Genomic DNA, 13,827 nt, shown 5'->3' with positions numbered 1-13,827 from the left:
TTAAAAACTATGTAAAATCAACAATCATGAAAAAAATCTATGTATTACTTTCTATTTTCACCACATTATTATTGTTTAATTGCAGTAAAGAAAACAACGAAATAGATTTTAAATATACAGCAGCAGATTTAAAAAAAATAAATGATGATTCTTCTAAAACCTGGACAGTAAATCAATTTTATTTAAATTTTGCAAATGATATATTAAGTGAGTTTAATGATTGTTATGTAGATGACACTTTTACTTTTTATCATAATAAAGAACAAGTTGAAGCCACATTAGGCAACACATCTTGTTTCTATCCTAATCCTACAGAACAATACGCTACATTCACTTTAAATTTTTACGAAAAAACGGGCAAAATATTTCTAAACGTTTCTCGTGGAGAAAGTTTAGAGAATAATTTTAAAACCCGTTTATTTATATTAGAATTAAAAGAATTTTCAGAAACAAAAATGATTTTTGCTTCAGGCGATGCGCCTAATAATTATGGCAAAACAATTGTTTTTACTGCTAATTAACAAAGTTTATTTCTGCCTTTTTATCAACTCTGCTTCAATATCTTTCAATGTAAATCCTTTTGCTTGTAACAACATTAAATAATGAAACATTAAATCTGCAGATTCATACAAAAACAAGTCGTCATTGTTATCCATTGCTTCAATAACAGTTTCTACTGCCTCCTCACCTACTTTTTGGGCTACTTTATTAATTCCTTTAGAAAACAAACTGGCAACATAAGATTTCTTTGTGTCTTTATTTGCAACTCTTTCTGTGATTACATTTTCTAAAGTAGAAAAGAAACCATAATTTGGTGTATTTTCTTCTTTCCAACAAGTATCTGTTCCTGTATGACAAGTTGGTCCATTTGGGTTTACTTGAATAAGAAGTGTATCATTATCGCAATCTAGCTTTATATCAACTAGATTTAAAGTGTTTCCGCTCTCTTCACCTTTAGTCCACAAACGATTTTTAGTTCTAGAAAAGAAAGTGACTAACTTTGTTTCTTTTGTTTTGTTAAACGCCTCTTCATTCATATACCCCAACATCAAAACATTTTTTGTTGTCGCATCCTGAATAATAGCTGGCACTAATCCGTCATTATTTTTATTGAAATCTATATTCATTATCTTAATTTTAATTCCATTTTTATATCCGCAGTTACAAAATGTGTATCCTTAATTTCTACATGCTTAAAGCCTAATTTTTCATATAAACTTAGAGCTTTTTCTAATTTTGTACTAGATTCTAAAACAATTTTTTCAACATTATTTTGTTTACATAAATCAATACAAATTTGCATTAATTTATAACCTATTCCTAAACCTTTATAACCATCAATAACGGCTAATTTTAAAATTTCACTACTATTATTATTTATAGGATTTAAACATATAGTTCCAACAATTTCATTATTTATTCTAGCTAAAAATATATGTGCACCATTCTTTATAAATAAACTAGGATTATCTAATAACAGATCATCTGCTTTTTCATAAAGTTCAAATTTCTTTAACCAATGTAAATTTATACTTTTAAACTCTTTATGATATTGATCTTGATATTTTATAAACTCTAAATCTTTCATATTGGTAAAATTTAGAACTTAAATTCTTACTGGTATATTTTGTTTTTTTAAAGCTTCCTTTAATTCTAAAATTGGTATTTCACCAAAATGAAAAACACTTGCTGCAAGTGCTGCATCAGATTTTCCTTTAGTAAAAGTATCTGCAAAATGCTCGATAGAACCAGCGCCACCAGAAGCAATAATTGGTATGTTTAGTGTTTCTGATAAATACGCCAATGCTTCATTTGCAAAACCTGCTTTTGTGCCATCATGGTCCATAGAAGTAAATAATATTTCTCCTGCGCCACGTTTTTCTACTTCTTTTGCCCAGTCAAATAGTTTGATATCTGTAGGTATTGTTCCGCCTGCCAAGTGCACAAACCATTCGCCATTAATTTGTTTCGCATCAATAGCAACAACAACACATTGGCTACCAAATTTATCTGCTAATTCGTTAATTAAATCGGGTCTTTTTACTGCAGAAGAATTTATAGAAACTTTATCTGCGCCACATTGTAATAATTTGTCTACATGCTCTACAGAAGAAATTCCGCCACCAACTGTAAACGGTATGTTTACTTGTTCGGCTACTTTTAAAACCATGTCTAAGGTGGTTCCTCTATTTTCTAACGTTGCAGCAATATCTAAAAAAACCAATTCGTCTGCACCTAATTCTGCATATTGTTTTGCTAAAACCACCGGATCTCCTGCATCTATTAAATTTACGAAATTTACACCTTTTACAGTTCTTCCGTTTTTAATATCTAAACAAGGCACTATTCTTTTTGTTAACATTATTTATAGCTTTTGGTTCTTGGCTTTTGGCTCTTTGCAAATAGCAAACTGCTAAAAGCAAATCACTATTTTTTTATTATAAAGTTTTCTAATTGTTTTAAACTGATTTTATTCTCATAAATCGCTTTACCTATAATTACTCCTTCGCAACCATTTTCTGCTAATTTTGGAATTTCATCAAAAGAAGAAATTCCGCCAGATGCAATTAATTTTAAAGGTTGTACTTCGGTTAATATTTGCTTATACATTTCAAAACTTGGTCCTTGCAACATACCGTCTTTAGAAATATCTGTACAAATTACATACTGAATTCCTTTTTTTTGATAATCAGCAATAAACGGTATTAATTCTAAAGAACTTTCTTCTTGCCAACCATTGGTTGCTATTTTGCCTCCGGAATTATCAGGATAAAAATCGGCACCTAAAATAATTTTTTCTGATCCGTATTTAGCAATCCAACTTTCAAAAATTTCTTTATTTTTTACGGCAATACTTCCGCCTGTAATTTGATTTGCGCCAGAATTAAAAGCAATTTCTAAATCTTTATCAGATTTTAAACCACCACCAAAATCAATTTTTAAATTTGTTTTAGAGGCAATTTGTTCTAACACATTATAATTAATAATTTGACTTGCTTTTGCGCCATCTAAATCTACAACATGTAAATATTCGATACCTGCATCTTCAAATTCTTTAGCAACTTCTAACGGATTTTCGTTATAAATTTTCTTTGTATCGTAATCTCCTTTTGTTAAACGAACACATTTTCCGTCTATAATATCTATGGCTGGAATTATTCTCATTCTTTTAGTTTTTAGCTTTTGGCTTTTGGCTTTTAGCGAACTGCTAAATGCAAATAGCAAAAGGCATAATTTTATAAATTTAGAAAGTTTTTTAAAATTTGTTCACCTGCTTTTGATGACTTCTCTGGATGAAACTGTACTCCGTAAAAATTATCTTTTTGCAATGCAGAAGCATATTCTAATTCGTAATCTGTAGTTGCTATTGCTTCTTTACAATTTTCTGCATAAAAACTATGTACCAAATACATAAATTCTTTTTCTTTAATTCCTGTAAATAAATCTGAATTTAGATTATAAATTACATTCCATCCCATTTGTGGGACTTTTACAGCTTTAGAAAACTTTTTAACATCAACATCAAAAATACCTAAACCTTTTGTGTTGCCTTCTTCGGATGAATTACACATTAATTGCATACCTAAACAAATACCCAAAACAGGTTGTTTTAAAGTAGGAATTACTTTATCTAAACCGCTTTCTTTTAGCATTTTCATTGCAGAACTTGCTTCTCCTACTCCAGGAAAAATAACTTTATCAGCAGCTTTTATTTCATCAATATTATTAGATAAAACAGCATCTAAACTTAATCGTTTAAAAGCAAACTGAATACTTTTAATATTTCCCGCTCCGTAATCTATAATTACTACTTTCATTTTTTTACTTTTAACTTTTGGCTATCAGCAAACAACTAACAGCTAAAGGCAATTTTATAACACTCCTTTTGTAGATGGTAAAAACATTTTGTTTGCATCTCTTTTTACGGCCATTTTCATTGCTTTTGCAAAAGCTTTAAAAATTCCTTCTATTTTATGATGCTCGTTATCGCCTTCTGCCTTTATATTTAAGTTACATTTTGCACCATCTGTAAACGATTTAAATAAATGTAAAAACATTTCTGTTGGCATGTCTCCAATCATTTCTCGTTTAAAATCTGCTTCCCAAACCAACCAAGGTCTTCCTCCAAAATCTACAGCAGCTTGCGCTAAACAATCATCCATTGGTAAACAGAAACCGTAGCGTTCTATACCTAATTTATTACCAAGCGCCTTATGAAATAATTCACCTAAAGCTATCATTGTATCTTCTATAGTATGATGCTCGTCTACTTCTAAATCGCCGTCAACTTTAACTGTTAAATCCATTGCGCCATGACGACCAATTTGATCTAACATATGATCGAAAAACTTAACACCTGTATCAATATCATTTTTACCAGAACCGTCTAAATTTAACTTGATATAAATTTTAGTTTCATTGGTATTTCTAGTAATTTCTGATACTCTATCTTCTAATTTTAAAAACTCATAAATCTCTTTCCAATCTGTAGAAGTTAGAGCAATACAATCAAGAATTTCTTGTTTTGAAGTTTCAATTTCATCAGCGCCTAATTCTGGGTTTTCTGATAAAAAGATTCCTTTAGCACCAAGATTTTTTGCTAATTCCATATCTGTGATTCTATCACCTAAAACAAAAGAATTTTCTAAATCATAATCCTCAGAAAAATATTTAGTTAACAAACCAGTTCTTGGCTTTCTTGTTTCTGCATTTTCATGCGGAAAGGTTTTGTCTATGCAAACTTCAGAAAAAACAACACCTTCTTTTTCAAAAGCAGAAATCACCTTGTTTTGTGCAGGCCAAAAGGTATCTTCTGGAAAAGAATCTGTACCCAAACCATCTTGATTGGTTACCATAACCAACTCAAAGTCTAATTCTTCGGCAATTCTTGCCATGTATCTAAAAACCTTAGGATAATATTCTAACTTTTCTAAACTATCTAATTGGTAATCTACTGGCGGTTCTAAAACTAAAGTTCCGTCTCTGTCTATAAATAGTACTTTTTTACTCATATTAATAAATTTTATCGAATTCTAAAACTCAGAATTACTTTACACAAGAGATTTTAAAGCTCTTAATAATTTTTGATTTTCTTCGCAAACACCAACACTTATTCTTAAACAGTTTTCGCAAAGCGGTTGTGTTGTTCTATTTCTAATAACTACACCTAATTCTATTAATTGATTGTATCGTTTTGTGGCATTATCTACTTTTATCAATAAAAAATTTCCATCAGAAGGATATACCTTTTCAATAAAATCGACACAACATTCTAGTTCCTTTTTTAAGCGATCTCTTTCACTTTTTAATTGAGAAATTTCATTATCAATTTCATTTATTTTTTGCAAACGACTTATAGCTCTTTGTTGCGTTAATTCGTTTACGTTATATGGTGGTTTTATGGTATTTAAAATATTGATTATTTCTGTTGATGCATAACAAATACCTAAACGTATTCCTGCTAAACCGTATGCTTTAGAAAGTGTTTGAGTTACTATTAAATTAGGATATTTTTGCAAGCTTTGCAACCAACTTTCTTCTTCAGAAAAATCTATGTAAGCTTCATCTAAAACTACTAAACCTTTAAACTTTATCAATAATTCTTTAACCGCTGGCACTGTAAAACTATTACCTGTTGGATTATTTGGCGAACATAAAAATAAAATTTTACTATTATTATCTGCAGTTTTTAAAATTTGTGAAACTTTTGGTTGAAAATTGTCATCTAATAAAACTTCTCTGTTTTCTATTGCATTGATATTTGCCAGCACATTGTACATACCGTAAGTTGGCGGTAATGTTATAATATTGTCTTTATTTGGTTCGCAAAATGCTCTAAAAATTAGATCTAAAACCTCATCACTTCCGTTACCCAACAAAATATTTTCTTTTGAAACATTTTTAATTGTGGCTAATAAATCTTTTACAGAGTTTTGCTGAGGATCTGGATATCTATTTACACCATTTTCGAAAGGATTTTCATTTGCGTCTAAAAAAATCATTTCTGTTGTAGCAACATCTTTATACTCATCTCTTGCCGAAGAGTATGGTTTTATTCCTTTGATGTTATCTCTAACTAAATCACTAATAATTTTACTTGTTTTCATACCAAAATAACTCTAATAAAGAGCAACATTATTTATTTTACAAATCTTTTAAACGAATAGAAACTGCATTTTTATGCGCTTGTAAACCTTCTGCTTCTGCCATTAATTCTATTGCATTACCAATAGTTTTTATACCTTCTTTAGAAATTTTCTGAAAAGTAATACTTTTTGTAAAACTATCTAAATTTACACCAGAATACGATTTAGAAAAACCATTTGTTGGTAACGTATGGTTTGTACCAGATGCATAATCACCAGCACTTTCTGGTGTATAGTTTCCTATAAAAACAGAACCTGCATTTTCTATATTATCAACATAAAAATCATTATCACTTGTACAAACTATAAAATGTTCTGGCCCGTATTCATTAATTAATTCTAAAGCAATTTTATCATTTTCTACAAAAATAGATTTCGAGTTTGCAATGGCTTTAGACGCAATTTCTTTTCTTGGTAATTTATCAAGTTGACTCTCTACTTCTTTTGAAACTTCTGCTATTAATTTTTCTGATGTAGAAACTAAAATAACCTGACTATCTACACCATGTTCTGCTTGACTTAATAAATCTGATGCTACATAACTTGCATTAGCTGCATCATCTGCTACTACTAATAATTCACTTGGTCCTGCTGGCATATCTATGGCAACCCCAAACTTTGTAGAAAGTTGTTTGGCCACAGTAACAAATTGGTTTCCTGGCCCGAAAATTTTATAAACTTGCGGTATAGTTGCTGTACCAAAAGTTAAACCCGCAATTGCTTGAATTCCGCCAACTTTTATAATTTTAGTAACACCACATAAATTGGCTGCAAATAAAATTGCCGGATTTATTTTACCTTCTTTATTTGGCGGAGAACATAATACAATTTCTTTACAACCCGCAATTTGTGCTGGAATTGCAAGCATTAATACGGTAGAAAATAAAGGTGCTGTACCTCCGGGAATATATAAACCAACTTTTTGAATGGCTCTTTTTTCTTGCCAACAAGAAACTCCGTTTGCTGTTTCTACAGAAACTTTATCCGTTTTTTGAGCTTTATGAAAATTTGTAATATTCGTCTTTGCTAATTGTATTGCTTCTTTTAATTCTGAAGAAACTAATGCAATTGCTTCTTCTATTTCACTTGAAGAAACCAATGTATTATCTAAAGAAACACCATCAAACTTAGTTGTGTATTTATCAACAGCTGCATCTCCGTTTTTTTGTACATCTAAAAAAACTTCATTTACAACACCTTCGATATCATCAACGGTTTTTGTTGGTCTTTCTAAAATTTTATTCCAATCTTTTTTTGATGGATTATTAATGATTTTCATAATTTACTATCTCTTATAAATGTGCTCTAGCGTTAGGGATTGAAGCAATTGTTTGAGCTCTTTTTTCTTTTTCTGAAAAAAAGCGAGTGCGAAAAGCCCGTTAAAACGCCCAAAAAAACATTTTTATTTCTCTTTTAAATACTGAAACGAGTTTAAAGTACCATTTTTTCGATTGGACAAACTAGAATTCCTTCTGCACCATTTGCCTTAAGTTCATCTATAATTTCCCAAAATTCATTTTTATTGATAACTGTGTGCACAGAACTCCAACCTTTTTCTGCTAATGGTAAAACAGTAGGACTTCTCATGCCTGGTAATAAATTTAAAATATCTTCTAATTTATCGTTTGGTGCATTTAACAATACATATTTAGAGTTTCTACCTTTTAAAACAGACTGAATTCTAAATTGAATTTTATCTAAAATTGCTTTTCTTTCTTCAGAAATTTTTGGTGAAACAGCTAAAACTGCTTCAGACTTTAAAAGAACTTCTATTTCTTTTAAACCATTTTTAAACAACGTACTTCCACTAGAAACAATATCACAAATTCCGTCTGCTAAACCAATATTTGGTGCAATTTCTACAGAACCATTAATTTGGTGTAATTGTGCATCGATGTTTTGTGCTTTTAGAAACTTTTTTACTGTTTCTGGATATGATGTTGCTATTCTTTTACCTGCTAAATCTTTTAAAGAGTTTGCATTAGAATCTTTTGGCACAGCAATAGAAACTTTACATTTAGAAAAACCTAAACGCTCTACAAATTCGATATCGCTTCCTTTTTCTATTAATACATTTTCGCCAATAATAGCTGCATCTACAACACCATCTTTTAAGTATTGAGGAATATCGCCATTTCTTAAATAAAATACCTCTACCGGAAAATCTCTGGCTGCTGCTTTTAATTGATCTTTACCATTATCGATAGAAATACCGATGTCTTTTAAGATTCTCATTGAATCTTCGTTTAACCTTCCTGATTTTTGTACTGCAATTCTTAAATTACTCATTTTGTTTTATTTGATGTTTGAACAAATACGGTTTTAAAATGAAAAAACCCGCTTGATTTGCTCAAACGGGTTTATAAATATCTTGATTTTATTCAATACATTTTTATATCGCTTGATTGCAATTGTAAAAATGATGATGATGTGATTGAATAAAATTCATGTTCTTTTTTTATATATGCAAATATTCTAAATTTATTTTCAATTAAACAAACTATATCTGTAAAATTTTAATTAAAGTTGAATATTTATCAAAATTTAATTTTTTGTTGAAATTTAAAACAAAAAAAACAGCACTTATTTGTGCTGTTTTTAATATTGTATATGTACAAGAATTAAGCAATTTGAGCTGCTATTTTCTTGTAAGTACCGTTTTCTAATTTTTCTCTAATTGCAGAAAAAGCAGTAATTGTTTCGTCTATATCTTCTTGAGTATGTGTTGCAGTTGGTATTAATCTTAAAATAATTAATCCTTTTGGTATCACGGGATATACAACAATAGAACAAAAGATTCCGTGATTTTCTCTTAAATCGTTTACCATAGCCATTGCTTCAGGAATATCTCCTTTTAAGAATACCGGAGTAATACATGTTTGTGTTGTACCTAAATCGAAACCAGCGTTTCTTAAACCAGATTGTAACGCATTTGTGTTTTCCCACAATTTAGTTTTTAACTCTGGCATTGTTCTAATCATATCTAAACGTTTTAATGCACCTTTTACCATTGCCATTGGTAAAGATTTTGCAAACATTTGAGATCTTAAATTATATTGTAAATATTGTATTACATCTGCATCACCGGCTAAGAATGCACCAATACCTGCCATAGATTTTGCAAAAGTTGCAAAGTAAACATCGATATCATCTTGTACTCCTTGTTCAAAACCAGTACCTCTACCGTCTTTACCTAATGTACCAAAACCATGCGCATCATCAACTAAAAGTCTAAAATTATATTCTTTTTTAAATGCAACTATTTCTTTTAAACGACCTTGCTCTCCTCTCATTCCGAAAACACCTTCAGAAATTACAAGAATTCCTCCTCCTGTTTTTTCTGCCATTTTAGAGGCACGTTTAATGTTTTTCTCGAAACTTTCCATATCGTTATGACGATATACAAATCGTTTACCAGAATGTAAACGAACGCCATCGATAATACAAGCGTGCGTATCCATATCATAAACAATGATATCGTTTTTAGTAACCAACGCGTCTATTGCAGACATAATACCTTGGTAACCAAAATTTAATAAATATGCTTTTTCTTTATCAACAAACTCTGCACATTCTCTTTCTAATTGTTCGTGTAAAGGCGTGTGACCAGACATCATTCTAGCACCCATTGGGTAAGCCATACCGTGTTCTAATGCAGCTTCTCCGTCAACTTTTAGTATTTCAGGATGATTTGCTAAACCTAAGTAATCATTAATACTCCAAGTAACTACTTTTTTTCCGTTGAAAGACATTCTATTAGAAATTGGTCCTTCTAGCTTTGGAAAAACATAATATCCTTCTGCTTTATCTGCCCATTTACCTAAAGGGCCTTTATCTTTTACAATTCTATCAAATAAATCTGTCGTCATTTTGTCTTCTGTTTTTTGAAGTTTGCAAAGTTAACAAATTTTAACAGTTTATACAATTAAGCTAAAAAGAGCAAAAAAAGAAAAAAATTAATCTAAAAACCCTTGATTTTTCATCCAAGAATCGTTGTAAATTTTATTTAAATATCTAGAACCGTGATCAGGAAAAATTACTACAACAAAGCTGTCTTTGTCAAAAAAGTTCATAGCATCATATTGTTTGGTAGCCTGCATTACAGCGCCACTTGTATAACCACAAAACAAACCTTCTTGTTTTACAATATCTCTTGCGGCAAATGCAGCATCTTTGTCTGAAACTTTTTCATAAACATCAATCACATCAAAATCTGTTGCTGTAGGAATTAACGTTTTTCCTAAACCTTCTATTTTGTATGGTTTGATCTCATTTACATCGAATTCACCTGTTTCATGAAATTTCTTTAAAACAGAACCAACGGCATCTACACCAAGAATTTTAATATCAGGATTTTGTTCTTTTAAGTACTTACCTGTTCCAGAAATAGTTCCTCCTGTTCCGCTTGCTGCAACAAGATGTGTAATTTTACCTTCTGTTTGTTTCCAAATTTCTGGTCCGGTAGATCTATAATGCGCTTCAATATTTAACTCGTTAAAATATTGATTGATGTAAACAGAATTCTTTGTCTTTTTATGAATTGCTTTAGCAACTTCGTAATAAGATCTAGGGTCATCTGCAGCAACATTTGCAGGACAAACGTGCACTTCTGCTCCCATTGTTTTTAACAAATCAATTTTATCTTGAGAAGATTTATCGCTAACTGCTAAAATACATTTGTATCCTTTAACAATACTTATCATTGCTAAACTAAAACCGGTATTACCCGAAGTTGTTTCTACAATTGTAGCTCCTTTTTTAAGAATCCCTTTTTTTTCTGCATCATTAATAATATGTAACGCAATTCTGTCTTTTGATGAGTGGCCAGGATTAAAAGCTTCTACTTTAGCAAAAAAATTACCTTTAAAATTCTTTGTGATATTACGAAGTTTAATTAACGGTGTTTCTCCTACTAATTCTAAAATACTATTATTAATTGCGCTATTCTTTACCATTCTACATGCATAAATAAAACATCATTACCGATAAATAATGATGTTTGATTGTCTTTTTACCGTCTGCAAAAGTACATTTTCGTTTTGAATTACGAAATTGAATTAAAATTTAATTATTTCGCATCAATTTTACCTTCTAAAGCTAATAAAAACGAATAATCTTTAGCGGTTTCTTTTAATGCATTAAATCGACCAGATGCACCACCGTGTCCAGCTTCCATATTTGTTCTTAGCAACAATATATTATCATCAGTTTTTAAATCTCTTAATTTTGCAACCCATTTTGCAGGTTCCCAATATTGAACTTGAGAATCGTGAAAACCAGTAGTTACCAAAATATTTGGATAATCTTGGGGTTTTACTTGATCGTAAGGTGAATATGATTTTATATAATCGTAATATTCTTTGTCGTTAGGATTTCCCCACTCATCATATTCTCCGGTGGTTAACGGAATCGATTCATCTATCATTGTAGAAATAACATCTACAAAAGGAACTGCAGCTATAATACCGTTATACAATTCAGGATTCATATTTACAATTGCTCCCATTAACAATCCACCAGCAGAACCGCCCATTGCATATAAATGCGCTGCAGAAGTGTAATTATTTTCAATTAAAAACTTAGAACAATCTATAAAATCTGTAAACGTATTTTTTTTGTTTAACATTTTACCATCTTCATACCAGTTTCTACCTAAGTATTCGCTTCCTCTAATATGCGCCAATGCATACACAAAACCTCTATCTAATAAACTTAATCTAGTTGATGAAAATCCGTCTGAAATTGTATAACCATAAGATCCGTAGGCATATTGTAACAATGGCGTATTTTCGTTTAAAACAGTGTTTTTATGATATACTAAAGAAACTGCTACTTTTTTACCATCTCTGGCAGTAACCCAAACGCGTTCGCTTTTATAATTTTCTTTATTGAATTTTCCTCCTAAGATTTCTTGCTCCTTTTTAATTTCTTTCGATTTATCTTTCATGTTAAAATCGATAATAGAAGCAGGAGTTGTCATCGAATTATAAGAATAACGTATCACATCTGTATCAAAATCTGGATTGGCATAAACACCCACAGAATAGGTTTCTTCTGTAAAAGGTAAATAATAATCTTCTACATTATCCCATCGTTTAATTCTAATTTTATTTAAGCCGTTTGTGCGTTCTTCTAGAACTAAATATTCTTTAAAAATAGAGAAATCTTCTAATAATGTATCTTCTCTGTGCGGAATCACATCAACCCAATTTTCTTTTGTTGTATTGGTTACAGGCGTTTTCATCAACTTAAAATTAGTAGCGTCGTCTTTATTAGTTAATAAATAAAAATGATCTTCGAAGTGAGAAACACTATATTCTAAATCTCTTTCTCTTGACTGCAACATTGTAAACGAACCTGTAGGATTATCTGCATCTAGAAATTGTGCTTCTGTAGATACTGTACTACTAGAACCTATGATTATATACTTGTCTGATTTAGATTTTGTAACATACGCATTAAAAGTTTCGTCTTTTTCGTGGTAAACTTCTACGTCTTCAGAAGTTGGTGTACCTAAAATATGTCTATAAATTTTTTCACTTCTTAATGTATGCGGATTTTTTTTAGTGTAGAAAATAGTTTTATTATCGTTAGCCCAAACAGAGGCTCCTGTAGTATTTTCTATGATATCTTTATAAATTTTACCGGTTTCTAAGTTTTTAATTCTTAAAAAATATTGTCTTCTACTTACAGTATCTGTAGCAAAAACCACTAATTTATTATTTGTAGATATATTTAAGCCTCCTAATTGAAAATAATCAAAATCTTTAGCCATCTCATTTACATTAAACATAACCTGCTCTTCTGCTTCTAAGTTGTCTTTTTTTCTACTAAAAATAGGATATTGCATTCCTTTTTCGAAACGCGTTATATAAAAATAACCATTGCTCTTGTATGGCACAGAAGAATCATCCTCTTTAATTCTGCCTTTCATTTCTTCAAATAAATTCTCTTCGAAATTTCTTGAAGACGCTGTAACTTTATCGTGATAAGTGTTTTCTTCCTCTAAATAATTTATAACTTTGGTTGTATGCTCATCTTTAACTTCAGATAGTTTTTGAGCGTCAGACAAACGCATCCAAAAATAATTATCTTCTCTAACATCGCCATGCTTTTCTAAAATTGCTAATTCTTTATCTGCAATTGGTGCTTTTGTATCTATATTTTTCATTACTTCATTTTTTAAAGCAATTGCAAAAATAAGATTATTAAAGTGAGTTTACCGTAAATATTTTCTCAATTTTAGCCTACATTTTTCTATAATGAATTCGTAAATTTGTAATCTAATTTTAAATTAAAAAAAGATGTTTGGAGATATTTCTGGAATGATGAATAAGCTAAAGGAAGCGCAACAAGAAGTAGAAAAAACAAAAACAAGATTAAACTCTGTTTTGATTGATGAAGTAACAGCAGACAAAAAAATTCAAGTAACACTTACTGCAAATAGAGAAATTAAAGCAATTACGATAGATCCTTCTTTGCTTTCTGATGCCGAAGAATTAGAAGATTACTTAATTTTAACTTTAAATAAAGCAATTGCCAAAGCTACTAAAATTAACGAAGACGAAATGGCGGCTGCTGCAAAAACAAACATGCCAAACATACCTGGTATGGATATGTTTAAATAACAATGCACCATCATTAATAAAAAATTAACTCAATAAAGTTACTTTTAACAGTA

Annotated in this window: 14 protein-coding genes; 2 read left to right on the top strand and 12 right to left on the bottom strand. The window is 30.2% G+C overall.

Annotation, left to right across the window (positions count from 1 at the left end; all coding sequences use genetic code 11):
* The first annotated feature begins 26 nt into the window (after window positions 1–26).
* A complete protein-coding gene (locus BXQ17_RS02860; protein WP_149025852.1) occupies window positions 27–521 on the top strand; it encodes a hypothetical protein in 495 nt (164 codons plus the stop codon).
* 6 nt (window positions 522–527) lie between these two features.
* Here the strand turns inward: BXQ17_RS02860 and hisIE are convergent, their stop codons facing one another.
* From hisIE to BXQ17_RS02800, 12 genes are all read right to left on the bottom strand, one after another.
* Window positions 528–1,127, bottom strand: coding sequence for a bifunctional phosphoribosyl-AMP cyclohydrolase/phosphoribosyl-ATP diphosphatase HisIE (gene hisIE / locus BXQ17_RS02855; RefSeq protein ID WP_077809187.1), 600 nt, complete (start codon window positions 1,125–1,127; stop codon window positions 528–530).
* Complete coding sequence (locus tag BXQ17_RS02850; protein ID WP_077809186.1) at window positions 1,127–1,588, bottom strand: GNAT family N-acetyltransferase; 462 nt, start codon at window positions 1,586–1,588, stop codon at window positions 1,127–1,129. Before BXQ17_RS02850 ends, hisIE begins: the two co-directional genes overlap by 1 nt.
* Before the next feature lie 18 nt (window positions 1,589–1,606).
* A complete protein-coding gene (gene hisF, locus BXQ17_RS02845; protein ID WP_077809185.1) occupies window positions 1,607–2,362 on the bottom strand; it encodes an imidazole glycerol phosphate synthase subunit HisF in 756 nt (251 codons plus the stop codon).
* A 65-nt stretch (window positions 2,363–2,427) separates the two neighbouring features.
* On the bottom strand, window positions 2,428–3,165 hold the full coding sequence (hisA, locus tag BXQ17_RS02840) for a 1-(5-phosphoribosyl)-5-[(5-phosphoribosylamino)methylideneamino]imidazole-4-carboxamide isomerase (RefSeq protein ID WP_077809184.1): 738 nt from the start codon (window positions 3,163–3,165) through the stop codon (window positions 2,428–2,430).
* Window positions 3,166–3,236: 71 nt separating this feature from the next.
* Complete coding sequence (gene hisH, locus BXQ17_RS02835; protein ID WP_077809183.1) at window positions 3,237–3,818, bottom strand: imidazole glycerol phosphate synthase subunit HisH; 582 nt, start codon at window positions 3,816–3,818, stop codon at window positions 3,237–3,239.
* A 54-nt stretch (window positions 3,819–3,872) separates the two neighbouring features.
* A complete protein-coding gene (hisB, locus tag BXQ17_RS02830; RefSeq protein ID WP_077809182.1) occupies window positions 3,873–5,012 on the bottom strand; it encodes a bifunctional histidinol-phosphatase/imidazoleglycerol-phosphate dehydratase HisB in 1,140 nt (379 codons plus the stop codon).
* 39 nt (window positions 5,013–5,051) lie between these two features.
* On the bottom strand, window positions 5,052–6,107 hold the full coding sequence (gene hisC, locus BXQ17_RS02825; protein WP_077809181.1) for a histidinol-phosphate transaminase: 1,056 nt from the start codon (window positions 6,105–6,107) through the stop codon (window positions 5,052–5,054).
* A 37-nt stretch (window positions 6,108–6,144) separates the two neighbouring features.
* Entirely contained in the window at window positions 6,145–7,425 is a 1,281-nt protein-coding gene (gene hisD / locus BXQ17_RS02820) for a histidinol dehydrogenase (protein ID WP_077809180.1), read from the bottom strand.
* Window positions 7,426–7,577: 152 nt separating this feature from the next.
* Window positions 7,578–8,435, bottom strand: a complete 858-nt coding sequence (hisG, locus tag BXQ17_RS02815; RefSeq protein ID WP_077809179.1) for an ATP phosphoribosyltransferase — start codon at window positions 8,433–8,435, stop codon at window positions 7,578–7,580.
* A gap of 332 nt (window positions 8,436–8,767) precedes the next feature.
* Window positions 8,768–10,015, bottom strand: coding sequence for a pyridoxal phosphate-dependent aminotransferase family protein (locus BXQ17_RS02810; protein WP_077809178.1), 1,248 nt, complete (start codon window positions 10,013–10,015; stop codon window positions 8,768–8,770).
* Window positions 10,016–10,102: 87 nt separating this feature from the next.
* Window positions 10,103–11,101, bottom strand: coding sequence for a PLP-dependent cysteine synthase family protein (locus BXQ17_RS02805; protein WP_077809177.1), 999 nt, complete (start codon window positions 11,099–11,101; stop codon window positions 10,103–10,105).
* A 113-nt stretch (window positions 11,102–11,214) separates the two neighbouring features.
* The gene (locus BXQ17_RS02800) at window positions 11,215–13,317 is read right to left on the bottom strand and encodes a S9 family peptidase (protein WP_077809176.1); all 2,103 of its coding nucleotides are present in this window, start codon (window positions 13,315–13,317) and stop codon (window positions 11,215–11,217) included.
* 133 nt (window positions 13,318–13,450) lie between these two features.
* Here BXQ17_RS02800 and BXQ17_RS02795 point away from each other — a divergent pair, with 133 nt between their 5' ends.
* The gene (locus tag BXQ17_RS02795; protein WP_077809175.1) at window positions 13,451–13,774 is read left to right on the top strand and encodes a YbaB/EbfC family nucleoid-associated protein; all 324 of its coding nucleotides are present in this window, start codon (window positions 13,451–13,453) and stop codon (window positions 13,772–13,774) included.
* Window positions 13,775–13,827 lie beyond the last annotated feature (53 nt).

Origin of the sequence: Polaribacter sp. BM10 (assembly GCF_002005425.1) — a bacterium.
In the GTDB taxonomy this organism is placed as follows: domain Bacteria; phylum Bacteroidota; class Bacteroidia; order Flavobacteriales; family Flavobacteriaceae; genus Polaribacter; species Polaribacter marinaquae.
The sequence above is the reverse complement of the archived record's forward strand: the minus strand, read 5'-3'. Positions and strand labels throughout refer to the sequence as shown.